The 26,697-nt window shown below is 68.4% G+C and carries 23 protein-coding genes; 16 read left to right on the top strand and 7 right to left on the bottom strand.

Annotated elements, in window-relative coordinates:
• Positions 1-192 precede the first annotated feature (192 nt).
• The 15 genes from C4F17_RS16060 (at position 193) to C4F17_RS15990 (ending at position 19,092) form a co-directional block, all read left to right on the top strand.
• Complete coding sequence (locus tag C4F17_RS16060) at positions 193-3,000, top strand: type VI secretion system Vgr family protein (protein WP_106935906.1); 2,808 nt, start codon at positions 193-195, stop codon at positions 2,998-3,000.
• A 12-nt stretch (positions 3,001-3,012) separates the two neighbouring features.
• Complete coding sequence (locus C4F17_RS16055) at positions 3,013-5,610, top strand: DUF2169 family type VI secretion system accessory protein (protein ID WP_106935905.1); 2,598 nt, start codon at positions 3,013-3,015, stop codon at positions 5,608-5,610.
• Positions 5,607-6,659 (top strand): pentapeptide repeat-containing protein, encoded by a 1,053-nt coding sequence (locus C4F17_RS16050; RefSeq protein WP_106935904.1) that lies wholly within the window; start codon positions 5,607-5,609, stop codon positions 6,657-6,659. The genes C4F17_RS16055 and C4F17_RS16050 overlap by 4 nt, the downstream gene beginning before the upstream one ends.
• A 35-nt stretch (positions 6,660-6,694) precedes the next feature.
• On the top strand, positions 6,695-7,309 hold the full coding sequence (locus C4F17_RS16045; RefSeq protein ID WP_106935903.1) for a DUF3540 domain-containing protein: 615 nt from the start codon (positions 6,695-6,697) through the stop codon (positions 7,307-7,309).
• Positions 7,310-7,332: 23 nt separating this feature from the next.
• Entirely contained in the window at positions 7,333-7,728 is a 396-nt protein-coding gene (locus C4F17_RS16040) for a DUF4150 domain-containing protein (protein WP_081268481.1), read from the top strand.
• 70 nt (positions 7,729-7,798) lie between these two features.
• Positions 7,799-10,144 carry a type VI secretion system Vgr family protein gene (locus C4F17_RS16035; RefSeq protein WP_106935902.1) on the top strand — a complete coding sequence of 782 codons (2,346 nt, stop codon included), beginning with the start codon at positions 7,799-7,801 and terminating at the stop codon, positions 10,142-10,144.
• 3 nt (positions 10,145-10,147) lie between these two features.
• Positions 10,148-10,624 (top strand): DUF6484 domain-containing protein, encoded by a 477-nt coding sequence (locus C4F17_RS16030; RefSeq protein ID WP_106935901.1) that lies wholly within the window; start codon positions 10,148-10,150, stop codon positions 10,622-10,624.
• Positions 10,625-10,641: 17 nt separating this feature from the next.
• Positions 10,642-11,694: a DUF2169 family type VI secretion system accessory protein gene (locus C4F17_RS16025; RefSeq protein ID WP_106935900.1), complete on the top strand. Its 1,053-nt coding sequence runs from the start codon at positions 10,642-10,644 to the stop codon at positions 11,692-11,694.
• 2 nt (positions 11,695-11,696) lie between these two features.
• Positions 11,697-12,764, top strand: coding sequence for a beta-ketoacyl synthase (locus tag C4F17_RS16020; protein WP_106935899.1), 1,068 nt, complete (start codon positions 11,697-11,699; stop codon positions 12,762-12,764).
• Positions 12,765-12,767: 3 nt separating this feature from the next.
• Positions 12,768-13,679: a DUF4150 domain-containing protein gene (locus C4F17_RS16015; RefSeq protein WP_106935898.1), complete on the top strand. Its 912-nt coding sequence runs from the start codon at positions 12,768-12,770 to the stop codon at positions 13,677-13,679.
• 11 nt (positions 13,680-13,690) lie between these two features.
• Complete coding sequence (locus tag C4F17_RS16010; RefSeq protein ID WP_106935897.1) at positions 13,691-14,605, top strand: type VI immunity family protein; 915 nt, start codon at positions 13,691-13,693, stop codon at positions 14,603-14,605.
• A complete protein-coding gene (locus tag C4F17_RS16005; protein ID WP_106935896.1) occupies positions 14,577-15,287 on the top strand; it encodes a hypothetical protein in 711 nt (236 codons plus the stop codon). The genes C4F17_RS16010 and C4F17_RS16005 overlap by 29 nt, the downstream gene beginning before the upstream one ends.
• 10 nt (positions 15,288-15,297) lie before the next feature.
• Positions 15,298-16,557, top strand: a complete 1,260-nt coding sequence (locus C4F17_RS16000; protein WP_234382121.1) for a TIGR02270 family protein — start codon at positions 15,298-15,300, stop codon at positions 16,555-16,557.
• An 88-nt stretch (positions 16,558-16,645) separates the two neighbouring features.
• Positions 16,646-18,241 carry a type VI secretion system-associated FHA domain protein TagH gene (gene tagH, locus C4F17_RS15995; RefSeq protein WP_106935894.1) on the top strand — a complete coding sequence of 532 codons (1,596 nt, stop codon included), beginning with the start codon at positions 16,646-16,648 and terminating at the stop codon, positions 18,239-18,241.
• 56 nt (positions 18,242-18,297) lie between these two features.
• Positions 18,298-19,092: a PP2C family protein-serine/threonine phosphatase gene (locus C4F17_RS15990; RefSeq protein ID WP_106935893.1), complete on the top strand. Its 795-nt coding sequence runs from the start codon at positions 18,298-18,300 to the stop codon at positions 19,090-19,092.
• 94 nt (positions 19,093-19,186) lie between these two features.
• Here the strand turns inward: C4F17_RS15990 and C4F17_RS15985 are convergent, their stop codons facing one another.
• From C4F17_RS15985 to tssA, 5 genes are all read right to left on the bottom strand, one after another.
• Positions 19,187-19,726 carry a peptidoglycan-binding domain-containing protein gene (locus C4F17_RS15985; protein ID WP_106935892.1) on the bottom strand — a complete coding sequence of 180 codons (540 nt, stop codon included), beginning with the start codon at positions 19,724-19,726 and terminating at the stop codon, positions 19,187-19,189.
• Positions 19,727-19,807: 81 nt separating this feature from the next.
• Positions 19,808-20,287, bottom strand: coding sequence for an Hcp family type VI secretion system effector (locus C4F17_RS15980; protein ID WP_081268470.1), 480 nt, complete (start codon positions 20,285-20,287; stop codon positions 19,808-19,810).
• A 155-nt stretch (positions 20,288-20,442) separates the two neighbouring features.
• On the bottom strand, positions 20,443-21,936 hold the full coding sequence (gene tssC / locus C4F17_RS15975) for a type VI secretion system contractile sheath large subunit (RefSeq protein ID WP_106935891.1): 1,494 nt from the start codon (positions 21,934-21,936) through the stop codon (positions 20,443-20,445).
• Between the two features lie 40 nt (positions 21,937-21,976).
• Positions 21,977-22,492, bottom strand: a complete 516-nt coding sequence (tssB, locus tag C4F17_RS15970) for a type VI secretion system contractile sheath small subunit (RefSeq protein WP_081268468.1) — start codon at positions 22,490-22,492, stop codon at positions 21,977-21,979.
• A 51-nt stretch (positions 22,493-22,543) separates the two neighbouring features.
• A complete protein-coding gene (gene tssA, locus C4F17_RS15965) occupies positions 22,544-23,584 on the bottom strand; it encodes a type VI secretion system protein TssA (RefSeq protein ID WP_081268467.1) in 1,041 nt (346 codons plus the stop codon).
• Between the two features lie 71 nt (positions 23,585-23,655).
• Between tssA and tssJ the strand changes: the two genes are divergently transcribed.
• On the top strand, positions 23,656-24,168 hold the full coding sequence (gene tssJ, locus C4F17_RS15960; protein WP_106935890.1) for a type VI secretion system lipoprotein TssJ: 513 nt from the start codon (positions 23,656-23,658) through the stop codon (positions 24,166-24,168).
• Between the two features lie 16 nt (positions 24,169-24,184).
• On the opposite strand, the gene C4F17_RS15955 is transcribed toward tssJ, so the two are convergent.
• Both C4F17_RS15955 and C4F17_RS15950 read right to left on the bottom strand, forming a co-directional pair.
• Positions 24,185-25,306, bottom strand: a complete 1,122-nt coding sequence (locus C4F17_RS15955) for a type VI secretion system protein (RefSeq protein WP_106937582.1) — start codon at positions 25,304-25,306, stop codon at positions 24,185-24,187.
• A gap of 5 nt (positions 25,307-25,311) precedes the next feature.
• The gene (locus C4F17_RS15950) at positions 25,312-26,655 is read right to left on the bottom strand and encodes a DotU family type IV/VI secretion system protein (RefSeq protein ID WP_106935889.1); all 1,344 of its coding nucleotides are present in this window, start codon (positions 26,653-26,655) and stop codon (positions 25,312-25,314) included.
• Positions 26,656-26,697 lie beyond the last annotated feature (42 nt).

The raw sequence follows: 26,697 nt of genomic DNA, 5'->3' as shown, positions 1-26,697 counted from the left end.
GAGCGTTGTTCAGAGCACTGGTTGATCGAACGACACAACGGCAGCGCTCGTTGTGCACAGGGCACCGGGTGCTCCCCGCAGCGAAATAAAGGAGGAGGGCGAAGCCCGGGGGACATTCGCGGAGGGGAGTACCCGGTGCCCTGTGCACGCACCCCGAAACAAGCGCTTTAAAAAAGACCAAAAGAGAAAAAGATGGCCGACAACGAGTTCCGCATAGAGACCGACTCCCCCGCCAAGGACGACCTGATGTTCTGGCGCATCGTCGGCCACGAAGCACTCGCTCGCCCGTCGGCCTACGAACTCACGGTGCTGTCGAAGAACAAGGCCATCGACGCCAAGGACATCCTCGGGCGTGCATTCGACGTCGTCATCGAATTCAAGGACGCGGACGGCGGCACCCATGAGCGCCACTGCCAGGGCCATGCCGTGCGCTTCGTGCGCACGGGCCACGTGGGACGGCACTACGAATACCGCATCGCCCTGCGCTCCTGGTTCTGGCTGCTCACCAAGCGCAGGAACTCGCGCATCCTGCAGGAAAAGAAAGTGCTCGAAGTGCTCGATGCCGTGTTCGAGGACAGCCCCATCAAGCGCTTCAAGAAAACCAGGGCCGACAACGTCATCGGCACCCACAACCCGCGCCGCTACTGCGTGCAGCACCAGGAAAGCGACTACGGCTTCCTCTCGCGCCTGCTGGAGGACGAGGGCGTGTACTACTGGTTCGACGCGCACGACGCCCCCGGCACCATGCACCTGTCGGACGCCAGCGACATCGCCCACGAGAAGCTGCCCGCCAACGACACCCTGCACCACATGGCCACCGACGCGGCCGAGGCGCGCTTCAACGAAGTGTCGCGCTGGGTGAGCGGGCGGCAGTTCGACACCGGCAAGCATGCGTCGCGCGACAGCGACTTCAAGGCCATAAAGAAAAAGCTCGGCGCCGACATCGATGCATCGGACGAACACGAGCTGGCCACGCTCGAGATGTTCGAGTTCCCCGGCGGCTACTTCACCGGCGACGACGGGGAAAGCCGCGCCAAGCTGCGCGGCGACGAACTCAATGCGCGCCGCGATCGCCACTGGGCGCTGACGCCGTGGCCCGACGCCGCAGCCGGCCGCAGCTTCAAGTTCGAGGGCGACCCCGACGGCACGCGCAACGGCGACTACATCATCGCGGCCTGCACCTTCGTCGCCAGCCATCGCGGCTACGAGGGCGTGAGCGCGGGCTCGGCCGCGCGGCCGGTGCAGGCGGCGCTGGCCGAGGTGCTGCGCGACGACGCCGTCAACGCCGACACGCTGCAGGTGCTCGAGGACCTGATCGCCGCCACGCCCGCGATGGTGGCCGGACAGACCGGCGCCAGCGCCTTCCTGCTCACCGTGATGCCCGCCGAGCGGCCGTTCCGCGCGCCGCGCCTCACGCCGCGCCCGGTCATGCCGGGCCCGCAGACCGCCATCGTGGTCGGACCCAAGGGCGACGAGTTGCACGTGGACGACCACGGCCGCGTGAAGGTGCACTTCCACTGGGACCGCTACGACGAGAGCAACGAGAAGTCGACCTGCTGGGTGCGCGTGTCGCAGCCCTGGGGCGGCAAAGGCTGGGGCGGCTATTTCATTCCGCGCATCGGGCAGGAGGTGATCGTCGACTTCCTCAACGGCGACCCCGACCGGCCGGTCATCGTCGGGCGCGTCTACAACGACGAGCAGCCCATTCCGTACAAGTCGCCCACGCAGAGCGGCTTCAAGACCCGCTCCACGCCCGGCGGCGGTCCCGCGAACTACAACGAGATCATGTTCGAGGACAAGAAGGGCGAGGAGAACATCAACATCCACGCCGAGCTCGACATGAGCCGCAGCGTGGAGCGCGACGACTCGACCACCATCGACCGCGACCAGACCGTCACCGTCAAGCGCGACCAGACCAGCCTGGTCGACCGCGACCGCAAGAGCACCGTCACGCGTAACGACACCAACATGGTGGTGGTCGACCAGAAGAACACCGTCAAGGGCAACCAGAACAACCAGGTGGTGGGCAACCGCACCACCTTCGTCGACGCCGACGACAAGACCATGGTCACGGGCACCAGCCTGAGCGACGTGACCGGTGCGCGCACCGACACCTCGCGCGCCGGCGAAACCCGCAACGTGACCGGCAACCAGACCATCACCGTCAGCGGGAACCTCACCTACAAGGCGGCGAAGATGAGCTTCGAGGCCGGCCACATCGACTGGCTGGTGACGGGCGCGAGCTCCAAGTACATCACCGTGCCCAGCGGCCCGCTGGGGCTGATGGCCGACAAGATCAAGCTGGTGAGCAACACCAAGATCGAGATGATGGCGGTGGGCGACATCAACGCCACCTCCATCGGCTCGAACACCACGGTGCTGGGCTCCAATTCGAGCGGCTACATCGGCACCAACAGCGAAGCCAACATGGGCGTGACGCGCTCGACCTTCATCGGCATGAGCATCGAGAACGCGCTGGCGCTGGCCATGGCCAACGTGCTGGGCGTGAACATCGAGAACACCGCGGGCGTGAAGCTCACCAACTGCGCGGCGCCCGACATCGCGGCGGTGGCGATGGATGTGAAGCAATCGGCGCTGCACACCTTCACACCGGGGGCCGGCGGCGCGGGCGCCGGGGCAGCCGCGGTGGCCGGCGGACTGGCCGCGGTGGCGGGTGCCGCCTCGGCCTACGTCGACATCGGCGCCACGCTCAAGCAGTACGCCGATGCGGCCGATGCCCTGGGCAAGGCCGCCGACGACGCGCATGCCGAAGGCCTGCACAGCCTGGAAGACCGGCTGCGGGCGCTGGCGGGCAAGGCCCGCAACCGGCGCACCGACGCCATCCTCGGGCTGGTGCCGGTCATGGGCCTGGGGCTGCCGCTCGCGGAGGTCTTTTCCAGCGACCCCAGCGGCACCGCCGACCTGGGCAAGGTCAACAACGCCGTCGAGCCCGACGGCTCGGCCCGGCCGCCCGAAGAGCGCGAGCCCGAAGGCGACTAGCCGGGGCGCCGAATGCAAGTCCTCAAGCCCCAGGCGCTCGGCCTCTCGACGCGGCCCATCGAGTTCCGCAAGCGGTTCGGACTCAGCGTCAGCGCGTACCTGCACCTGCCTTTCGCGCAGGGCGAGCGCGGCACGCTGTGGGCCGAGCAGTCGATGTGGTCCTTTCTGGCGAAGGAAATGGCGCAGCCGCTGATCGACGAAGGCGTTGCCAAGCTCACGCCCGAGTTCCTGGTGCACGGCAAGGCCTTCGCGCCGCCCGGCCGGCCCGAAGCCTGCGCGGTGCGCGCGCGCTTCGGCGCGTGCGAGAAGACGCTGCTCGTCTTCGGCGAGCGGCACTGGGAGGGCACGCGCGCCAGCGCGCCGCGGCCCTTCGAGTCGCTGCCGCTCGACTGGGCCGCCGCCTACGGCGGCGCCGATTTCGCGCAGAACCCGCAAGGCCGGGGCCGGCAGGCGCGCGACGGCGTCCTGTGGCTGCCGAACACCGAGCTGCCGCAAGACCGCCTGCTGCGGCCCGACCAGGCCATTGCGCCGGCCGGCTTCGGCGCGCTCGACCTGATGCATCCGCAGCGCGCGCAATACCGCGGCACCTACGACGCCGACTACCTGAAGCTGCATGCGCCGGGCTTTGCGCCCGACACCGACTGGCGCTACTTCAACCTCGCGCCTCCCGACCAGTGGATGGCCGCGCCGCTCGCCGGCGACGAGCCCTTCGCCTTCGACAACATGCACCCGCAGAAGCCGCGCATCGAAGGCCGCCTGCCGGGCCTGCGCGCGCGCGTGTTCGTCGGCTACAGGATCGCCGGCAGCAGCGAGCCCAAGGTGCGCGAAGTGCCGCTGCGGCTGACCACCGTGTGGTTCTTCCCGCACGCGGAGCGCTGCATCGCGATCTTCCAGGGGCTGGCCGAGGTCGGCACCGACGACGGCTCCGACGTGGCCAGCCTGATGGGCGCGGTGGAGCGCACCGGCGAGCCGCGCAGTGACGCGCACTACCTCGAAGCCGCCGCCAGACGCGCCGACCCGAAGATGGGCCCCGTCCACGCCATCATCGACAGCGACCTGCTGCCCGACGGGATCGGCACGCTCGACCCCGACGTGGAAGCCGCCAAGGCGCCGTTCGGCCTGGACGGCCTGCAGGGCGAGGCACAGTACCGCCGGGCCGAGATGGACGTCGAGTTCGCGCGCGACAAGGCCGTGGAAATGGGCAAGGACCCCGACGCGCTCGGCATCAGGATGCCGCCGCGCGAGAAGGTGCCGGTGGGCGACGCGCTGCCCCCGTACCTCGAGAAGAAGATGAAGGAGGCCGACGCCCAGGGCTGGGCCGCCGTGGAAGACGCCGTGACCGTGCTCGAGAAGGCGCTGGAAGCGGCGCAGCAGCACCGCATCGACCTTGCCAAGGTTCAGCACCGCGGCCCGCCGCTCTACAGCGCCGAGAAGCACCTGGCCGAGATGCAGGCGCAGGCGGCAGGCAGCACCCGCAAGGTCGACCTGATGCCGATGTTCGGCAGGCTCTGCGAGCTCGAGGAAGTGCAGCGCAAGGGCTACCTGCAGTCCGCGCATGTGCAGCCGCCGGCCTTTGCGATGCCGGCCGATGCGGCGGCGGCATTGCGCGCGGAAATGACGCGCGCCATCGCGGCCGGCATCAGGCTGTTCCCGCGCGCCGATTTCACGGGAGCCGACTTCTCGGGCCTCGACCTGCGCGAGGTCAACTTCGAAGGCGCATGGCTGGAGAGCGCCGACTTCAGCAACGCCAACCTCTCGGGCGCCATTTTTTCGGGGGCGGTGCTCGCGCATGCGAACCTCGAAGGCGCCATCGCCATCGGCGCCGGCTTTCGCGAGGCCAACCTCGGCAAGGCGCGGCTCGCGCGCGGCGTGTTCGACGGCTGCGATTTCTCGCAGGCCACGCTCATGCATTGCGCCTTCGGCAGCACGCAGATGCGGCGCGCCAACTTCACGAAAGCCCGGCTGCTCGACACCTCCTGGGGCGAGGCGGACTGGACCGGCGCGCTGCTCGCGGGCCAGGTCTTCCACAAGCTCGACCTCAAGGGCATGCGCTGGCCCGAGGCCGACCTGTCGGCCTGCAACTTCATCGAATGCGACCTCACCGGCGTGGACATGCACGAAGCCACGCTCGCAGCCGCCACCTTCGTCACCTGCAAGCTCGATGCCGCCCGGCTCATGGGCGCGAAGTGCGCCGGTGCCGTGGCCGTGAAGGGCACCAGCCTCGCCGATGCCGAGATGGGCCTGGCCGACCTGCGCAACTTCAACTTCGGCGCCTCCGACCTGCGCGGCGCGAAGCTGGTGCGTGCCGTGCTCGACGGCGCCAACCTCTGCGACGCGCGGCTCGAGGGGGCCGACCTGCGGCTGGCCAGCGCCAAGGGCGTGCTGATGCGCAAGGCCGTGTGCACCGGAGCGCTGCTGTCGGGCGTGAACTTCAGCGACGCGGTGTTCCAGTCGGCCGACCTGCGCGGCGCCGACCTGCGGCGCAGCAACCTCTTCGGCGCCGACCTGAGCCGCGTGCGGCTCGACGGCTCGACCAGCTTCGACGGCGCGCTGCTCCAGCGCGCGCGCACCTGGCCCCGTCTCACCCCTGAACAGCAGGCCGCGGCATGACACCCCTATTGCTCGCCATTGCCGTCGGCGTCGGAGAGACGCTGGAAGGCCTCGACCTGCGCAAGGGCCAGTTCGCGAAACTGCCGCTGGGCGGCGGCGTGTTCTCCAGGGTCAACCTTGCCGAAGCCGACCTGCGCGCGGCAGACCTGCGCGAGACCGTGTTCGACCAGTGCGACCTGCGCGGCGCGCTCGTCTCCGGCGCGAACCTTCGCAAGGCCGTGTTCAACCGCTGCCTGCTCGACCACGTCGACCTGCGCGAGGCCAACCTGCACGGCGCTGTGTTCACCGAATGCGACCTGACGCACGCGCAGCTGGCCGGCAGCGTGCTCACCATGGCCACCGTCGCGAAGTGCCGGCTCGACCATGCGGTACTGCGCGGCGCGCAGCTCGACTCGGCCGTGCTCAGCCAGTCGGTGCTGCTGGACGTGTGCGCGGACGACACCAGCTGGCACTACACCACGGTGAACGAGTGCGACCTGTCCCACCTCACATGGACCGGCGCGCGCATGCTGCGCAACGTGTTCTTCAAGACCTCGCTGAAGGGCATGTCGTTCGCGGGGCTGGCGCTGGAGGGCTGCCAGTTCTCGTCCGCCGACCTGGGCGGCGCGGACTTCAGCGGCATCGTGCTGCGGCAGTGCAACTTCCAGGCCGCGCGGCTCGACGGCGCGAAGTTCGCGAAGGCGGTGGCGCCCTCGTCGATCTTCTGCGAGGCGAGCGGCACCGGTTGCGACTTCTCCGGCGCGCAGCTAAGGCAGGCGCTGTTCACCGGGGCCACGCTGCCGCAGGCCGACTTCTCGGGCTGCGACCTGTACCAGACGCACTTCGCGGGCGCGAAGCTGCGCGGCGCCAACTTCACGGGCGCCGAACTCACCTATGCCGATTTCCGCCATGCCGACCTCGGCACCGCCGACCTGCGCCGCGCCACGCTGATGCGCACCGTGCTGCATGGCGCCAATACGCAGGACGCGCAGATGACCGACCGCGCACGCGCCATGGAAAGCGATCCGGAGCTGGAGAAGTCCGAGCGCTGGCAGCCGCTGGTCGCATGACCCCACATCGAAGCCAAGCAACGGAGGAACACACCATGAAGACAAGCAGCCTGAAACCGGCGTCCGCCCAGGCCATCACCGGCCAGTGGTGCGTCGGCGTGCTCGGCCGCGACGAGGTCGGCGCGCTCGTCGTCGACAGCGGCGGCCTGCGGCTTCGCACGCGGCGCGCGGCGAGCTGCCTGCTCGAACCCGCCGCCGGCGACAGCGTCGCCTGCCTGCGCATCGCCCCCGACGAAGTCTGGGTCATGGCCGTGCTGCAGCGCGAGGAAGGCACCGCCAACGTCGTCAGCTGCGAAGGCAACGACATGCGCATCGCCGTGGAAGGCGGCCGGCTCGAACTCGCGGCCGAAGAGCTCGACGTGGCCACCCGGCGCACCCGCCTGGCCACCGACACCGCGGACGTCGTCGGCCGCCAGCTCACCGTGGTGGGCACCGGCATCAAGCTGGTCGGCTCGGTGCTGTCGTCGGTGATGGACCGCGTGCAGCACTTCAGCAAACACTACCTGCGCACCACCGACGGCATCGACCGCGTGGCGGCCACGCACCTGGAGTGCGAGGCGAAGCAGCTGCTGCGGCTCGAAGGCGAGCACACGCTGGTCAACGGCCGCGAGCTCGTCAAGGCGCGCGGCGCGCAGATCCACTTCGGTTGAAGCGGCAAGGGGAGAGAAAAGAAATGTTCGCCAACTGCCAGCTGATGGGCACCGACATGGGCTTTCCCGATGTCTGCATCACGCCCGCCGCGCCGTCGCCCATTCCGGTGCCGTATCCGAACATCGCGATGGGGCCGATGGCGATTCCGAACTGCCCCACGATCCTCATCATGGGCGGGCCGGCGCACAACCTCGGCACCACCATTCCCATGACCAACGGCGACAACGCGGGCGTGATGCTGGGCGTGGCCTCGGGCACGGTGATGGGGCCGAGCCGCCATCTCACCGGCGCCTTCACGGTGCTGTGGATGGGCATGCCCGCGTCGCGGCTCACCAGCACGTCGCTGCAGAACAGCACCAACTGCCCGGGCGTGCGAACGGTGCCGAGCCAGCCGCTGGTGCTGCTGCTGGCGCCGTAAGGCTGCGCCGCCGCATGGGCGGGCCGGCGGTGCGATTCGGGAGGGGAACGAAAGAAAAGGGGCGCAAGGCATGGCCGATCACAAGTTCAGCATCCAGGGCGATTCGCCCGTAGTCGACAAGCTCATGTTCTGGCGCATCGTGGGCCACGAGGTGCTGGCGCGCCCGTCGGCCTACGAACTCACCGTGCTGACAGACAACGAAAGCATCGAAGCCGCGGACGTGCTGGGCCGCTCCTTCGACGTCGTGATCGAGTTCGCCGACGCCGACGGCGGCACCCACAAGCGGCACTGCCAGGGGCATGCGGTGCGCTTCACGCGCGTGGCGCAGAGCGGGCGTTTCCTCGAATACCGCATCAGCCTGCGCTCGTGGTTCTGGCTGCTGAGCAAGCGCGTCAACGCGCGCATCCTGCAGAACAAGCCGGTGCTGGGCGTGATCGATGCGGTGCTCGACGACAGCCCGGTCGGCAGCCTCAAGAAGCTCAAGGCGGGCGGCGTGGTCGGCCCGCATGAGCCCCACGTGTACTGCGTGCAATACCGCGAGAGCGATTACCAGTTTCTTTCGCGCCTTCTGGAAGAAGAGGGCATCTACTACTGGTTCGACGCGCACGACGCGCCGGGCACCCTGTACCTTTCGGACACCAGCACGCTGGCGCACGAGAAGCTGCCCGCCGCCGACACGCTGAACCACGTGCAGCGCGGCGCATCGGAAGGGCGCTTCAACGAGATCACGCGCTGGATCAGCTCGCGCCAGTTCGAATCGGGCAAGTTCGCGTCGCGCGACCGGGACTTCAAGGTCATCAGCAAGCAGCTGCGCGCCGACAAGGGCGACCCCGACACGCACGAGCTGTCGGACCTCGAAGTGTTCGAGTTCCCGGGCGGCTACCAGTCGGGCGACGACACCGACAACCTCGCGCAGCTGCGGCTCGACGAACTCATCGGCCGGCGCCAGCGCCACTGGGCGCTGACCGGCTGGCCCGACGTGACCGCCGGGCGCAGCTTCGCCTTCAAGGGCGACCCCGACGGCAAGCGCGACGGCGACTACCTGATCGCGGCGTGCACCTTCGTCGCGAGCCACCCCGGCTACGAAGGCGCCAACTTCCCCGAGAGCCGGCGCTCGATCGACGCGGTGCTGCACGACGCGCTGGCCGACGACCCCGTCAACACCGGGCTGGGCGAACTGGTGGGCGACCTGATCGCGCAGACGCCCGCGCTGAGCACCGGCCAGCGCGCGAGCAGCAGCTTCCTGCTCACGGTGATTCCGCTGAACACGCCCTGGCGCCCGCCGCGCCTGACGCCGCGCGTGACCATGCCCGGCCCGCAGAGCGCCATCGTCACGGGCCGCAGCGGCGAGCAGATCTGGACCGAGGAGCACGGCCGCGTGAAGGTGCAGTTCCACTGGGACCGCTACGGCAAGAACGACGAGAACAGCTCATGCTGGGTGCGCGTGTCGCATCCCTGGGCCGGCAAGAGCTGGGGCGCGGTCAGCATTCCGCGCATCGGCCAGGAAGTGATCGTCGATTTCCTGGACGGCGACCCCGACCAGCCCATCATCGTCGGGCGCTTCTACAACGGCGAATCGATGGCGCCCTTCGGCCTGCCGGCCGGCGCCGTGGTGAGCGGCATCAAGTCGAACACGCACAAGGGCAAGGGCTACAACGAACTGTCGATGGACGACACCGCCGGCAAGGAGAAGGTGACCATCCACGGCCAGTACGACATGAACACCACGGTGGAGCACAACCAGACGACCACCGTGCACAACAGCCGCACCGACACCGTCGACGTGGACGATTCGGAGAGCGTGGGCAACAACCAGACGCAGCACGTGGGCGTCAACCAGACCATCTCCATAGGCTCCAACCGCGGCGAGACCGTGGGCGGCACCGAGACCATCACCATCACCGGGCATCGCACCGAGACCGTGAACGGCGGCGAGACCGTCACCGTGACCGGCGGGCGCAGCCACACCGTCAACGGCATGCAGACCACCACCATCTCGGTGGCGGAGGCGCACACCGTGGGGGCGGGCCGCATGCACAGCGTGGGCGCGGGCGAGGCCATCAATGTGGGCGGCGTGCAGACCGTGTCGGTGGGCGGCGCGCAGATGGTGAGCGTGGGCGGCGTGCAGAAGGTCAACGTGGGCGCGCTGCAGTCGATCACGGTCGGCGGCCCGCACAAGCTCTCGGCGGCGGTGATCGCCGAGACATCGAAGGGGCCGATCAAGATCAAGGCGGGCGCGATCTGCATGGTCGAGGCGCCCACCATCATGCTCAAGGCGGGCGGCAGCAAGATCGTCATGAACGCCAGCGGCATCACCATCAAGGGCGCCAAGATCACCATCAAGGCCGACGGCACCGCGTCGTTCAAGGCCGGCGGCTCGATCAAGATCAAGGGCTCCAACCTGGGGGAGGACTGAGCCGTGGAAGACCACACCGATCTCCGGAGCGCGCGCAGCGTGCTGCACAGCGTGGCGGCCTGGTCGAAGCTGCCGGGCCAGGGCGTGGCGGTGGCCGCCTTCGCCGGCTTCGATGCCGAGGGGCGCTTCCTGGTCACGCTGGGCGAAGGCATGGCGCCGGTGCAGGCGCTCTCCACGGTAGGCCTGGCGCCCGGCGATGCCGGTGCGGCCATCGTCGTGGCCTTCGAGCAGGGCGAGGTGCGGCGCCCGGTCATTGTCGGGCGTGTGCAGCCGCCGCGCAAAGAGCCACCGCCCGCGCTGGACGCGCGCGTGGACGGCGAGCGCGTCGTGCTGCAGGGGCGCGAGCGCATCGAGCTGCGCTGCGGCGACGCCAGCATCGTGCTCACGCGCGCGGGAAAAGTGCTGATCAACGGCAACTACGTGCTCACGCGCTCGCGCGGCGCCAACCGCGTCAAGGGTGCCTACGTGGGCATCAACTGACGAACGAGGCACCCGCCATGTGGCAGCTCGACAACCGCACACCCTATGCCGCCGAACGCACCTGGGTGCGCGACCGCGACGGCGCGGAGATCTGGCTCGTGGCGGTGAAGTGCAGCTTCGATGTCTCGCCCGATGGCCAGACGAGCGTCGCCGCCGGACAACCGCCCGTCGCGCAGGCGCCCGTCTTCGTCGACGAGGCCGCGCCCCGGCCCAGCCTGCTCTACGAGATGGACCTGGTGCGCACCAAGCAGACGACCGACGTGCTGCTGATCGGCAACGCGCATGCGCCCGGCGGCGTGCCCGTGACGCAGCTCGACGTGGGCCTGCGCGTCGGCCCGATCGCCAAGCGCCTGCGCGTGACCGGCGACCGCGTGTGGCTGGGCGGCGCGCCATCGGAGCCCGAGCCTTTCAGCACCATGCCGCTGGTGTGGGAGCGCGCATACGGCGGCATCGACCCGTGGACGCGCGACGCGCCGTTGCCGCAGTTCGACGTGCGCAACCCGGTGGGCACCGGCTTTGTACTGGAAGCGGCGCATGCGGAAGGCGTGCGGCTGCCGAACATCGAGTATCCGGATCAATGCGTGCGGGCGTGGAGCGACAGGCCCGAGCCTGCGGGGTTCGGACCGCTGTGCAATCACTGGCAGCCGCGCGCGGGGTTTGCGGGGACGTATGACGAGACTTGGCAGCGGGACCGGATGCCGTTGCTGCCGGTGGATTTCGATGATCGGCACTATCAGTGCGCGCCGGGGGATCAGCAGGCGCCGCAGTTTCTGGTGGGTGGAGAGCCGGTGTTGATGGTGCATCTGGCGCAGCAGTCCGATATCCGCTTCACGCTGCCGCGCGTGCTGCTGGGCTTCGAAACCTTCTTCTCCGACGGCACGCAGGTACTGCATGAGCGACCGCAGTTGCACACGGTGATCCTCGAGCCGGCGGTGATGCGTGTTTCGCTGGTCTGGCATAGCGCTTTGCCTTGCCATCCCAAGGTTCACAAGCTGCTGAAGACGCGCATCGTCGAGAAAAGGCTGTTGCGCCTGGGCGAGAGCGCGCTGGAGCAGGCGATGGAGGCCTGAGCATGGCGGTCAACGCATTGCAGATCCTCGGGCTCGGCGCCAGCACGCCGATAGGGCGCAATGTGTGGGCCAGTGCCGCCGCGGCGCGCGCTGGCGTGTGTGGCTTCTCCGAGCACCCGTACATGGTCGACACGGCCGGCGAGGCGATGCGTATCTCGCGAGCGCCATGGCTCGACGTGGGCCTCGGCGGTGCCGCGCGGCTGGGCGCACTGCTGCTGCCGGCCATCGAGGAGGCGTTGGCGCCGTTGACGCAGCTTGGCGGAAACGTGTCGCCGCGCATCGGCCTTGCACTGGCGCTGCCGCCACCGCGCCCCGGGCAGCCTGATGGCTTGGCCGATGATGTATTGCAGGCAATACGGGAGCGCATGGGGGATCGATTCGCCCGTATCGCCCGCTTCGAGGTCGGCCATGCAGCAGGCCACATGGCCGTGGCGGCCGCCGAGGCCGGTTGCGCGCGTGATGCCTTCGATGCATGTGTGGTGGCGGGCACCGACTCGTACCTCGCACCCGAGACGCTCGAATGGGTCGAAGCCTGCGATCAACTCCACGGCGGCGGCCCGCTCAACAATGCCTGGGGCTTCATCCCCGGCGAGGCAGCTGGCGCGGTGTTGTTCGGAACGCCTCGCCTGGCGCAGCTGTGCGGCATCGCACCACTGGGTGAACTGGTGTCGGTTGGCATCGGCATGGAGTCCAGGCTCATCAAGACGGACACGGTGTGCATCGGCGAGGGCTTGACCCAGGCCTTCCGCGCCGCGCTGCGGGCCCTTGCGCCCGGCGAGCAAGTCGACAACGTGGTCTGCGATCTCAACGGAGAGCCCTACCGGGCCGACGAGTTCGGCTTTGCCACGCTGCGCCACGGAGAACACTTCCGCTCGGCATCGGATTTCATCGCGCCAGCCGACTGCTGGGGCGACGTGGGTGCGGCGGGGCCGCCGCTGCACATGGCGCTGGCTGTCATCGCCAATCGCAAGCGCTACGCCAAGGGGCCGGTGTCGATGGTCTGGGGCAGTTCCGAGTCGGGCGAGCGCGGTGCGGTGCTGGTGCGCTGCGCGGGACCGATGGGAGGCTGAGTCATGCCGCTCACCATCAGGGTCAACGGAACCAGCCTCACGCTGGTCCACAAGTTCAGCATCGGCATCAGCACCGCGACCATTCCCGACGTGTGCAAGACGCCGAGCCCCGGTGGTCCTGTGCCGGTTCCCTATCCGAACATCGCCAATTCGATCACGCTGTCGAGCGGCACCAGCACCGTCAAAGGCGACAAGGCGATGGCTGCGAACAAGGGTTCGAAGTTCGCCATTTCCAACGGTGACAACGCAGGCGTGGCGGGCGGCGTGAAGTCCAGCACCTTCATGAAGGAGGCGACCTGGATCCTCTATTCCTTCGACGTGAAGATGGACGGCAAGAACACGGCCCGGCTCACGGACAAGATGTTCCACAACTCCGAGAACGCGGCGAATCTGGGCGGGGTTGCGCAGCAGCCGCTGATCGCTGCTTTGGGGGATGCTGCCCTGGCGCAAGAGCTTTGCGAAGCCGCGTGCCAGGCCTTGAAAGACAAGGAAGCGGCTGACGCCAAACTACCGCCAGGGAAGGCTTCCACTGACCAATACCAGCGCCGCATGCGCGACATCATCGATCCCAAGGTCGCCGGTGTGCGCGGTGGCAGACCAGGCCTGCTCACGGAGGTCTCGCAGTCGAATGTTGGGAAACTCATCGGCAAATATGGCAAGGATGTCAGCAGTAGTCTTGGAAAAGCCAGGTGGGACATCATCCTGCTCGAGGCAGGGGTCGCCGTTGGGAAAAAGGCGCTGACACTCGCCGATGTGAAACATATCGTCGAGGTGAAGTTTCCCAATGACTCGCCTACGGACAATCAAGACATTCTGCGAAAAACACACCCGGAGACGGACAAGAAGCTGACGGAGATGAAGGTCAGGAAAAAAGGGGCAAAGGACGCCAAAGACGCCGACTGCCTGTGTACCTGAAAGGAAAATTTATGGATGAGTCCCTGTTCACCCTGATGGACGATGGCGAGAGCTTGGCGACGCCCTGCGTCGAAATCGTCGCATTTGCCTACGGCTTGCCTGAGAACATTGGAGCGGGCCTTGCGCGATTTCTGCGCGCGTACATGGACGCCTTTGGCAATCAGCAGCGTTTCTATCGCACTGGCGACATGAAGCGCTTCCGCGTTCAGGATGCCAAGGCGACTGAGGGACCGAATCACTGGTTTTCGGACCCGGACATGCTCGCAACCAAAATACTGAGCCACAGAGCGCATTCGGGCAAGAAGGCCGGCCAGATTCAGTCGCCCGCGATAAGGATGTCGTTGGCCGGACCCTTGGATCCGTCGCGCTTTGTGCTGCGCATGTCGCTGCCCGTCGAGTGGGGCGACCATCCCGAGCAGGTGATCGCGCTGGCCCAGGAGGCGCTTGCCGAACTCCCGCTTCACAGTGGATATGCCGGCTACTCTTTGCTCTGGGAGGACGCGGATTCATTGGTGGATCGGAAAGTCCTCCAATGGTCGATACCGCTGATGCTGCGGTATCCAGGCCTCGGCTACGGCGACGCCTTGCGCATGTCGAATGGAGCGCTGCATGGTGTCGCGGCCGTCAATTGGTTGACCTTCCTCGGGGCCGATGCGGCGGCGGCGCTTGGCGGTCTGGCAGCCCTTGAGCGAAGTGCCCCCTTGGGGGTGTCCGCGCTTGCGCTCGGCAAGGCCGGCGTGATCTTGCGCGCCGGCGATGCGCCGCAGATCGGTGACGTGAATCGGCAAGACACCGTGCCGATCTATGGCGCCGTGGGCAAGCTTGTCGCGCATGTGGTGGCGCCCGACGAGGCGCTGGACCAGATATTCATCAAAGGCATGTCCGAGGAGGCGGCGCATGACTGGCTTCGACGCTTCTTCGTCTGAGCGCTACAGCGGCCTGGTTCTGCTCCAGGCCATGCTGGAGCAAAGCCCGGAAGGATCGGTCGGGCTCGTGGAGCGGCGCGTTCGCGTCTTTCTCGATGCGGTCGATGCGGGGTTCTTCTTCCCGGGGAGGCGGCTTCCTGCTGTGCCGGCCGAGCTTCGCGTCGCCGGTAGGTCGTTGCAGGCGCGGCTGCAAGTCGTGGATCTCCCTGTTGCGGCCTTGGATGTGCTGGGTGGCATGCTGGCGGATTGCCGTCAGCACGAAGTCCTTTTCCACGCGGCGCATGCCATGCTGGGACAGCGCGAGCTTGACTTGCTGAGCGAGAGAGGCGTGCGTCCGGCCGCTCCGGAGGAACCGCCGTTCGCCGCTGAGTTCCCGGAGAACCTGGGTGGTAACCATGCCTTGCTGGTCGAGATCGAATTCGCACAGCCGGTGCAGCCCGAGGTCGGGCAGGGCCTGCTCGAAACCCTTGCGTTGTGGGACGCGTTGACGCTTGCGTATCGATCCGACCCTGAGGATGCGGTGGAAGTCAGCGGTGCGCAAGCCATCTTCAACGATCCGCGCACCATCCACTACTACGAATGGATCTGGGACAACGCGGACGCAGAAGCATGGGATCTGATCGTCAATCTGTGCTGCGCCTGGCACGAGACACTGCCCATCGTGCGGGTGCACTTCGAATAGGAGCTTGCCCGTGGACTCCGACACGCTGTCTTCCGTTGTCGTCGAACACGCCGACGAAGCCTCCTTCCTCTGGCTCCAACGCACCAGCGCGGTCCACGCTCCCAACTACTCGCCCCAGCAGTTCGCCGACCTCGACGAACGCCTCGCCGCCCACGTCGACGGCTTGCGCGTTGCCGGCGATGAAGGCTGGCAGCATGCCCTGGCGCTCACCGACAACGAAGGCCCCGAAGACTTCTTCGTCGCCGCCGTGCTCGCCATCGAGGCGGTCGATGGCCGCTTCGACGATCTGGTGGAGCGCGCCAAGGACCTGCCCGAGGTCGTGCCCGGCCTGATCTCCGCGCTGGGCTGGGTCGAGCCGAAGTATCTGGGCGGCCGCGTCAAGGCCTTGCTCGAAGACGCATCGCCATTGCGGCAGAAGCTCGGCGTGGCGGCCTGCGCGCTGCATCGGCGTGATCCGGGCGCCTTGATTGGGCAGCTGCTCGCAGATGCGCCAGACAGCGTGCGCATCCGCGCGCTGCGTGCAGCCGGCGAGCTGGGCCGTGCCGATCTGCTGTCGCAGGCCCGGTCGCTGCTCGGAGAGGCCAAGCCCGAGCTGCGCTTCTGGGCCGCGTGGGCGGCGGTGCTGCTCGGCGACCGGGCGCAGGCGCTCGATGTGCTCTCGGCCTTTGCGCTGAAGAGCGGGCCGCGCCAGCCGCGCGCGTTCCAGCTCGCGCTGCAGGCGATGGAGCCGGCACCGGGCCATGCGCTGCTGCTCGACAGCGCAGCGCTGCCCGAGGCGCAGCGCCTGCGCATCATCGGCTCGGGCTTCATCGGGGACGCGCGCTACGTGCCCTGGCTCATCGAGCAGATGGCGCAGCCGGCCACGGCGCGCATTGCGGCGGAGGCCTTCGTGACCATCACGGGCGTGGACTTCAACCTCGCGCAGATGGAGGTTCCGCCGCCCGACGGCTTCGAGGACGGACCGACCGACGACCCCGACGACGACAACGTGGAGCTGCCCGAGGACATCGCCTTGCCCTGGCCCGACATCGACAAGGTCCGCGCGTGGTGGCAGCAGAACGGCGCGCGCTTCGTCCCCGGCGTGCGGCTCTTCATGGGCCAGCCGGTCTCGCCCGACGGCTGCACGGGTGTGCTGCGTGAGGGCTTCCAGCGCCAGCGCGTGGCGGCGGCGCTGCACCTGGCGCTGCTCGACGCGCACGCGCCGCTGTTCGCAACCAGCGCGCCGGCGTGGCGGCAGCAGCGCTGGCTCGGCGACGGCATACCTCTTTAGGCGAGATTGCCAACATGCCCCACGGAATGAATACTCCTTGCGAGTTTGTTCGGGCGCATTCAGGCACAGAGCCTTCGGGGGCCGATTCATGATCCATATCGCTGTCATCACCCGGCAAGGCGCTCCGGCCGGGCAGGCCATTGCCGCGGACTTCGGCCCCAACGGCGGCACCATCGGCCGGGCCGACACCAACACGCTGGTGCTCGACGACCCGGACCGCACCGTGTCGCGCGTGCATGCGCAGGTGCTGTGCCGCAACGGGCAGTACTTCGTCATCGACCGGGGCAGCAACCCGATGCAGTGCAACGGCGTGTCGCTGGGCTCGGGCAAGGAAGCCGCGCTGACCGACGGCGCGCGGCTGGTGGTGGGCAGCTTCGAGCTCACGGTGCGTGTCGCGGCCGCCGCCGCGCCGCCGTCACTCGCCATTCCGAACACCGTGCTGGGGGGCTCTGCGGCGGTGCCTGCCGCGCCGACGAGCGACGACCCCTTCGCCGACTTGCTCGCGGGCCTCGCGCCACCGGCCGCACCGGCCGCACCGGCCCCTGCAGCGGCACTGCCTGAATCGCTGCTGTTCCCCGATCCGATGGAAAGCGGCTCGCGCAACGCGCAGGCCGCGCAGATCGATCCTTTCGCCAACCTGCTCGGACCCACGCCTTCGTCTGCACCGGTGGCCGGCCTGGGCGCGCTCGACGACTTCTCCGACCTCGGCGCTCCGCCCGCGCACGGCAAGGCCACGGGCATCGACGAACTTTTCGGCGGCATGCACGGCGGTGGCGGCGGCATCGGCGGCGATCCGCTGGCGCTGTCGCCGCTGGCCGATCCGCTGCTGCAGCCCAACACCGCATCCGACGCCGATCCGCTGGCCGCGCTGCAGCGCGCCGCGCCCGCCACGCCGGCAGCGCGCGCGGACCACCTGCCGATCGACCAGTTCGGCTTCACGCCGCCGAAGGCGATCGACAGTCCGGCGCCCGCGCAGCCGGTCGCGAACTTCGACGACATGACCGGCCAGCCCATACGCATCAGCGGGCCGGAGAGTTCCGGCAAGCCCTTCGAGCCGCCCGCGCCACCAGTGGCGCCCAGGCGCGCGGCGAGCGACGACGAACTGCTCGCCGCCTTCCTGCGCGGCCTGGCCAGCACCCACCAGCCGCCCGAGATGCTCACGCCCGGCCTCATGGAGCGCATCGGCTCGATGCTGCGCAGCGCCACAGAAGGCACGCTGCAGCTGCTGCTCACGCGCCAGGAGTTCAAGCGCGAGGTGCGCGCCGAGGTCACGATGATCGCGGCGCAGGCCAACAACCCGCTGAAGTTCTCGCCCACGGTGGAGGTGGCGCTCGCGCACCTGCTGGGCCCCGGCGTGCGCGGCTTCATGCCGCCAGAGGCCGCGATGCGCGACGCCTTCGACGACCTGCGCGCGCATCAGTTCGGCGTGATGGTGGGCATGCGCGCGGCGCTGGCCCATGTCATCGCGCGCTTCGAGCCGGCCGAGCTGGAGAAGAAGATCAGCGCCAGGACCGCGCTCGACGCGCTCTTCAGCGCCAACCGCAAGGCCAGGCTGTGGGACCAGTTCGTGTCGCTCTACGGCGGCATCGCGAGCGAGGCGGAGGACGACTTCCACAGCCTCTTCGGCAAGGCCTTCCTGCAGGCCTACGAAGAGCAGATGGCGCGCCTGAAATCGGACGCCTGACGCAGAAAAAGCACGGCAGCAACAACGACAACCGCAGCATTCGCGAGGCACCCCGCTTGGAAATCGAAATCGTCACGCTCTCCCGGCAGGGCGGCCGCACCTACAACGAGGACGTGCACGGCCACTGGCACGACGCGCGTCATGTCGCCTGCCTGGTCGCCGACGGCGCGGGCGGCCATGGCGGCGGCGACGTGGCGGCGGCCACCGCGCGCGCCAGCATGCTCGGCGGTTTCTCGGCCGCGCCGGGGCTGGACGAAGCCACGCTGCGCCGTCTGGTGGAGCAGGCCAACCTCGACGTGGTGGCGCGCCAGGCCGAGGGCGGCAAGCTCGCGGGCATGCGCTCGACCATCGTGTTCGCGGCCATCGACCTGGAAGACCATGCGCTCGCCTGGGTGCACAGCGGCGACAGCCGGGCCTACCTGTTCCGCGGCGGCGCCATCGTGGCGCGCACCACCGACCACAGCCTGGTGCAGCAGATGGTGGCCGGCGGCATGCTCGACGAAGAGGGGGCGCGGCTGCATCCGCAACGCAACATGCTGCTGTCGGCGCTGGGCTCGGTCGAGGAGGCGCCCGACATCGCGGTGTCGGACCGGATGCGCCTGCTGCCCGGCGACGTGCTGCTGCTGTGCAGCGACGGCGTGTGGGAGCCGCTGGGCGACGAGTGCCTGATCGACACGCTGCACGCCTCGCGCACGCCCACCCAATGGACCGAGCTGATCGATGCGCAGGTCAAGGCCAACGCCAAGCCGGGCCACGACAACTACACGGCGCTCACGCTGTGGGTGATAGAGGACGACGGGGACGACGTGACCCGGCTGATGCCGGAGAACGCGATGCCGACGGATTCCTGAATCCTCTTGCCTGCGCAGAAAGGAAAAGGGCCCGCAGCGATCGCTCCGGGCCCTTTGCGCATCAGCCGGGTCGGCTGTTCCTTCGGTCCTCCGTTCAGGCGCCGCCCGTGGTCGGCACCGTCTGCGGCGCGACGTAGGTGTACTTGCTGGCCGTCTTCTTGACCCGCTTCAGCGCGCTGCGCAGCAACAGCGGCATGTCCTGCCGGTTCGGCAGGTTGCTGTAGTTGTCGATGCCCTGCGCGTCGCAGAGGTTGGCGCAGCCGTTGTTGAGCAGGTCGAGTGCGTAGCGCGTCTTGCTGATCGTGCTGCTCGCGCCCACCGCCCGGTACGGATCGAAGATGCCGTCCGGCTTCAGGTTCTGGCCGCGCGCGATCGCCTGTTCCTGGAAGTGCACGATGTGCCTCTGCGTGATCGGCCCCTTCTGGCCGTCCACGACGATCACTGCGTTCTCCCCGGGAGGTGGATCGAAACCGCCGTTGAAGCCGAGCAGTTCGTAGTAGAAGATCCTGAACAGCGCCTGCACCAGCATCACGTCTTCGCGCGTGTTGGAGCCGATCAGGCCGACGGACCAGTCGATGTTGTAGGCCGTGCGCGGATTGCCGCTCGAGCCGATGAATGGGGTGCTGAATGCCATGGCATTGCTCCGGTTGAGGACACGTCGGGGCCGGCCCGGGCGCTTGCACGCCCGATGCCGCACCTTGGCGTCCGTCGCCCGTCAGCGGGTTTCGGTGGTCGGCACGTTCCAGCCGAACTTCACTTCGCCGCCGGCCGCACCCTTGTCGTCCTGCGCCTTGTAGGCGAACTCGATGTCCTTGAACGAGCAAAGAACCTGCTCGTGCACGTCGCCGCCCTGCGCGCCGCCGGGGCTCACGCCGGAGATGAAGACTTCCTTCATGGTGACCTTCAGGTACTCCTGCTGGCCTTCGCCGGCCTTGCGGCAGGTCAGGACCATGTCCTTGAAGTGCTTGCCGCTCACGCAGTTCTTGGCCAGCACCGGAGAGGCCTTGTCGTAGGTGTGCGTGAAGTGGAATTCGCCGGGCGTGGCCTTGCCCTTGCCGGAACCGCCGCCGGAGCCCGCGCCCGACGAGTTGCTCACGTTCCAGGACCACGACGAGATCTCGATCTCGTCCTTGTGATCCTTGTGGGAAGACTCGCCCTTGACGCCGTCGAGCTTGATGTGAAAGTCAGAAGACATGTTCCTACTCCTTGGAACCCGATTGCGTTCGGGCGGTTGTTGATGATCCAGACGGTTTCCTGGGCTGCCGGCGGCCTGCGGTGAAAGCCGGTGCGCGGCAGCTGTTGATAGAACGAAACGGAAGCCGGAATTTCAAGAAAATTCCGGCCTGTTTTTCATGCGCCGCCCTTGGCGGAAGGCAGCTTCGACACCAGGCGCAGCGAAACCGTGAGGCCTTCGAGCTGGTAGTGCGGACGCAGGAAGAACTTGGACGTGTAGTAGCCCGGGTTGCCTTCCACTTCCTCGACGACCACCTCGGCGGCGGCCAGCGGCTTTTGCGACTTGGTGATCTCCGAGGAGTTGGCCGGGTCGCCGTCCACGTAGTTCATGATCCATTTGTTGAGCCAGCGCTGCATGTCCTCGCGCTCCTTGAAGCTGCCGATCTTGTCGCGCACGATGCACTTGAGGTAGTGCGCAAAGCGGTTGCAGGCAAACAGGTAGGGCAGGCGCGCCGCCAGGTTGGCGTTGGCCGTGGCGTCGGGGTCGTCGTACTCGGCCGGCTTGTTGAGCGACTGGGCGCCGATGAAGGCCGCGAAGTCGGAGTTCTTGCGGTGGATCATCGACAGCAGGCCGGCCTTCGAGAGTTCGGCCTCGCGCCGGTCGCTGATGGCGATCTCGGTGGGGCACTTCTGGTCCACGCCGCCGTCGTCGCTCGGGAAGGTGTGCAGCGGCAGGTTCTCCACCGCGCCGCCCGATTCGATGCCACGGATGCGCGAACCCCAGCCGTAGAGCTTGTATGAGCGGTTGATGTTGGTCGCCATCGCGTAGGCCGCATTGGCCCAGGCGTACTTGTTGTGGTCGGCGCCGGCGGTGTCCTCCTCGAAGTCGAACTCTTCCACCGGATTGGTGTTCGCGCCGTAGGGCGTGCGCGCCAGGAAGCGCGGCATGCACATGCCGATGTACTTGGAGTCGTCCGACTCGCGCAGGCTGCGCCAGCCGGCGTACTCCGGCGTGAGGAAGATCTTGGTCAGGTCGCGCGGGTTGGCGAGCTCCTGCCAGGACTCCATCTGCATCAGGTTCGGGCTTGCGCCGGTGATGAACGGCGCGTGCGCCGAAGCGGCGATCTTGGCCATCTCGCCGAGCAGTTCCACATCAGGCGGGCTCTGGTCGAAGTGATAGTCGCCCACCAGCGCGCCGAAGGGTTCGCCGCCGAACTGGCCGTACTCCTGCTCGTAGATCTTCTTGAACATCGGGCTCTGGTCCCAGGCCGCGCCCTTGAACTTCTTCAGGCTCTTGGCAAGGTCCGCCTTGGAGATGTCCATCACCCGGATCTTCAGGTTCTCGTCGGTCTCGGTGTTGTTCACCATGTAGTGCAGGCCGCGCCACGCACTCTCGAGCTTCTGGTAGTCGGGGTGGTGGATGATCCTGTTGACCTGGTCGGTGAGCTTGGCGTCGATCGCGGCGATCATGGCCTGGATCGACTTGGTCACGTCCTTGCCGATGACGGTGCTGTTGCTCAGCGCCTGCTGCGCCAGCGTGAGCACGGCGGCCTCGACGGCGCTCTTGGCTTCGTCGCTGCGCGGCTTGAATTCCTTCTGCAGCAGCGACGAGAAATCGCTGCCCGCGTACGCGACATCTTTCAGCGCGCTCTGTTCGAGTGCTTCGGCCATGGTGGGTACTCCTCGTTAACCGGTGTGTGTGTGTCGGGGGTCAGGCGGCGGGCGTGCTGCCGTCTTCGGGCTTCTTGCTCGCGGCCAGCGTCTGCAGCAGGGCCGGGTCTTCCAGCACCTTGGCCAGCAGGTCTTCGGCGCCGCCCTTGCCGTCCATGTAGGTGACGAGGTTCGACAGCTGGGTGCGCGCCTCGAGCAGCTTGTTCAGCGCGCCCACCTTGCGGGCCACGGCGGCGGGCGAAAAATCTTCCATGTTCTCGAAGGTGAGCTCCACCTTCAGGTCGCCTTCGCCGGTGAGAGAGTTCTCCACCGCGAAGGCTGCGCGCGGCTTCATGGCCTTCATGCGCGAGTCGAAGTTGTCGACGTCGATCTCCAGGAACTTGCGGTCGGCCACCGGCGCGAGCGGGTCGGCGGGCTTGCCCGACAGGTCGGCCAGCACGCCCATCACGAAGGGCAGCTGCACCTTCTTCTCGGCCCCGTAGAGCTCCACGTCGTACTCGATCTGGACCCGGGGCGCCCGGTTGCGGGCGATGAATTTCTGACTGCTCTTGGCCATGGAAGATGCTCCTTGCGGGTGTGAATGGGGCGGTTGTGTTGTGGTGCTGGCTTATTCGGAAGGGCGTCGGCCCGTGACCGTCTCGATGGTGTCCATCGCGTTGGGCGCGAGGTTGGCCATGATCTCGAGGAAGCTCACGCCGATGAGCTTCTTCGCGCGCTCGATCAGCAGCGGCGCGGGGTTGCCGGGCTCGGCCTGCTCGAGGTAGCGGATCACCCGGTCGAGCATCTGCACCGCGTCCTGGCGGTTCTGGATCTCGCCGCGCGGGGCTGCGGGATGTGCGGCCGCGGCGCTTGCGTCCTGCGTGCCCGCATCGCCCTCGCCGGTTGCCGCGCCCGCGGCATCCGCCGGCGCGCCGCTGGCCGCGGCGCAGGCCTTGTTCAGCACGCGGCCGATGCCGCGCAGCGCGTCGAAGTCGACCGCGTCGGCACGACCGGTGCGATCGACGATGAGCCTGTGCAGGCGATCGATCAGCGCGGGCACCTCGACGGCAGCCTGTATGGCCTCGGGCCGCTCGGCCTGTATGGCTTCGAGCCCGCCCTGCACCTGCGCCATGGAATACGCCGCCTCGCCGCCGACGGCGGTGAGCGCGTTGTGCGCAATGGCGATGTCGCGCACGCGGATCGGCCCGACGCCGCGCGCGATGCCGACCTGCGCGTCGTACAGGTCGCGCAGGCCCATGCCTTCGTCGGTCAACGGCGCGAGCGCGTTCAGGCGCATCGTCGGATCGTTGTCGTCGTCCGCATCGAGCTTTGGATGTATGCCGTCCCAGAAACTGTCGAGCAGGTCGGTCAGCAGGCGCAGCCCCGCGGCGAAACCGGCAACGCCCTGCAGGCGCGTGGCGGCGCGCAGCAGCAGCACCGCGGCGCGCAAGTCCTTGCTGCGGCGAAGGATGGCGTCGGACTGCTCGGCGACTTCGCGCCACTCGGGCTCGACCGCGGGAATGACCGTGTCGCCGAACTGCTGCTCCGGCTTGCCTTGCGCGGCCGAGACGAGCGCGGTGAAGTCCGCGTCGTACTCCAGGTCGTCGCCGCACGGCGATGCTTCGCCGATGGGCGTGAGCAGTGCGGCGGCAAGTTGGTTGTTCAGCATATTGCCTGTTGAAGTTGGCTGGTGATAATCAAAGATGCGTCTTGACCGGTCAATGCAACGAAGGGAATAGCATGCGCACGCTGGGTACACACCATTCGTCCTATGAGAGCTCCTGCGCCGCGCTGCCGCGGCGTCGCATCGCCGTTCTTGGCCTTGCTGCAGCGGGTCTTTCGCTCATCGGATGCGCGAGCAAGCCGGTGGTGACGACCGTCGCGGTCTCGCTCACGGCGGGCCCCGACGCCAACCCCGATGCGCGCGGACGCGCCTCGCCGCTCACGGTGCGCGTGTATGCGCTGAAGTCGCCTGGCCCGTTCGAAGGCGCCGACTTCTTCTCGCTGTTCGAGAAAGACCAGGCCACGCTGGGCGCCGAACTCGTGCAGCGCGAAGAAGTGCTGCTGCGGCCCGGCGAAAGCAGAAAGCTCGACTTCAACCTGCCGCCCGACGCCAAGGCGATCGGCGTGATGGCGGCGTTCCGCGATCTCGACCGCGCGCGCTGGCGCGAGGTGCGCCCGGTCACCACCGGCAAGGCGCAGTCGCTCGACGTGCTGCTCGGCGCGCGGCAGATGCGCATCGACGCGAAGTAGCGCCGCGGCCCTGCTGTCAGGCCGTGGCGCCGGCGGGCGATGGGCGGCCCGGCCGCACCAGTGGCTGGTCGGCCGGCAGGAAGCGGCCGAACAGGTCATCAACGAAGGCCGCGCCCGCGCCGTGCACGGGCGATGCCGCAGCCGTCAGGTAGAGGCCGCGCCAGCGCGTCGCGCGCGTGCCCTTGCCGTGGTTCGCGAGCAGCACCTGCGCGAAGGTGCGCAGCCCGGGCTGCAGCGCGCGCACCGCTTCCACGAATTCATGCACCGCGAGCCGGTCCGCGGCGCTGGCCTGCCGATGCAGCAGGCTCATTCGCAGCGCATGCAGGTGCCGGGCGAGCGGGTCGAACACCGCATCGAGCCGTTCGCGCGGCGGCGTGGCAATGGCGGCCGAGGCGTCGGTCAGCCGATGGCCCACGGCCTGAGAGAGCACCTCGGGCGGCAACGCGCCGCGCAGCACCGCATAGCCCGGGAGCTGTTCGAGCCTGGTGACGACGAGGTACGTGGGAAGCTGCAGTCGCAGGGTGTCTGCGGTCTCGTCGAGCAGGCGGCGCATTCGCGCGGCCAGGGCCGCGAGTTCGCTCTCGTCGGCATGCAGCAGCTCTTGCGCTGACACGCACGCGACCATGCCGTTGAGCGGCAGGCGATGTCGCCGCTCGGCCAGTGCCAGCAGCGACTGCAGCCACAGGCCGCGCTGCGCCGGCGTGTCGGCAGCCTTGCCGACCGCGCCGGGCGGAATCTCGATGGACACGGTGGCGCCGGTCAGCCACCAGTGCCACCGGGCATCTGCCTTGGCTTCGCCTGCGTCGTGCGCGGGCAGGCGCTCGCCATGCGCCGCAGAAAGCAGGCCGCACACGTTGGCGGCGGCATTGCCGAAGAACAGGAACCATGGAACAGGCGCGCGCGGGCGGCTGCGCTTCAGGGCCTGCTGTGCCTGCGCCATGCCTTCCCTGAGCGCGGCGGCGGCCAGGTCCGTGTCGCCCGCTGCTTCTGACGCGGGGACGCCGAGTGCCTCGATGCGCCGCTGCAGCGCGCGGCGCCGCGCTCCGCGTCCGGCATCGCGCACCACGCCGTACAGCAGCGCGAAGCCCGCGAGGCACAGCGCCAGCAGCAGCCAGAAGCGATGGTCGTGCGAAAGCATGGCGGTCACCGCGAAACCGTCTCCAGGAAAACGAAGTCGGCGATCAGCCGGTCGCTGTTCTTGCCGGCCGCGACGGTCTCTCGCAGCCGCAGCAGGTAGTCTGACGCGAGCTCGAAAGGCGGCCGGTCGGCGGTTTCGGTGAACGGCGTCGGCGCCGAGAGCGCGGTGATCAGCACGCTGCCGAAGGGCGGGCTCACGAGCCAGCTCGACGGGATCTCGCGGCCCAGCGCCAGTGTTTCGCCCGCATGCAGCTTCGTGGGCGCCTGCCCGGCGTTGAGGTGCATGACCGCGCCGTCGGCCGTGTAGTAGTCGACCCAGATGTAGCTGTCGTGGCGCGGCGCCACCACCTGCACGCGCACCGGGTCGCCTTCGCGCAACTTGCCTTCGAGCGCGGAGGGCGAGTCGATGTCGAGCCCGTAGGCCCGCTCGCGGTTGCGCGCCTGGTAGGGCTTGATGATGGCGAACACCTCGCAGTGCGGCCACACGCGCAGGCCGACGTCGAAGCTCGGCGATTTCACGCCGGGCACCAAGGCCACTTCGCGCTCCACCCGCGACAGGTCGCCGGGCAGCGAGACGAAGCCGGACACGCGCGTGCGGCCCTCCGTGTCCACGGTGGCCGTGAGGTCGGCGCAGGCGAAGGTCTGCAGGTGCTGCTCGATGCGCTGGCTCAGTCCGGAGCCGGCCGCGGGCGGCCCGGTGGACCACAGCCACAGCAGGTAGAGCAGCGGCAGCAGCAGCGCGAGCGCCGCGCCGGCGCGCAGCAGCGCGCGGTCGCGCCGGTGCGTGTCGTTGGGGCCGCGCGGGTCGGGCACGCTGTACGGCTGCGGCGTGATGCGGTCGTGCGCCAGGCTGTCGGCCGCGAGCGGGCGCAGCTGCAGCTGGCGGCCGTGCAGGTCCTTGAGTTTTCCGAGCTCGCCCTGGTCGCCGTCCTCGAAGTAGTACTGGCCCTTGAAGCCCAGCACCAGCGCGTGCCAGTAGACCTCGCGCACGTCGTTGTCCTGCGCGCCCAGGGCCGACAGGTGGTGGAAGAACTCGCTGTGCGCATTGTTCGAGTTGAAGAGCTGCGCCTGCAGCGGCGAGGGGCCGCTGCCCGCATCCGAGCCCGCCGTCGCTTCCGGGTGGCGCGCGAGGATCTCGTCGATCCACGCCACCATCGCGAACACGGCCGACTCGACCTGCGGCGCGGGCGTGCCCGCGGCGGCCGCTTCGGCGCGCGCGGTGTCGAGCAGCTGCATGGCCTTGCGCTGCACCGTCGCGAGCGCGGGCATCGGGCGCCCGGCGGCCGCCGATGCATCGAGGGCGAGGCCGTATGCGATGAAGCCGGAGAAGCAGTCGAGCAGGCGAGCCATGGAGGTGCCTGCTCAGGCGTGCATTGCGAAGGATGCCTTGCA

This window comes from Variovorax sp. PMC12, assembly GCF_003019815.1.
In the GTDB taxonomy this organism is placed as follows: Bacteria; Pseudomonadota; Gammaproteobacteria; order Burkholderiales; family Burkholderiaceae_C; genus Variovorax.
This window is presented reverse-complemented; position numbering and strand designations above follow the sequence as displayed.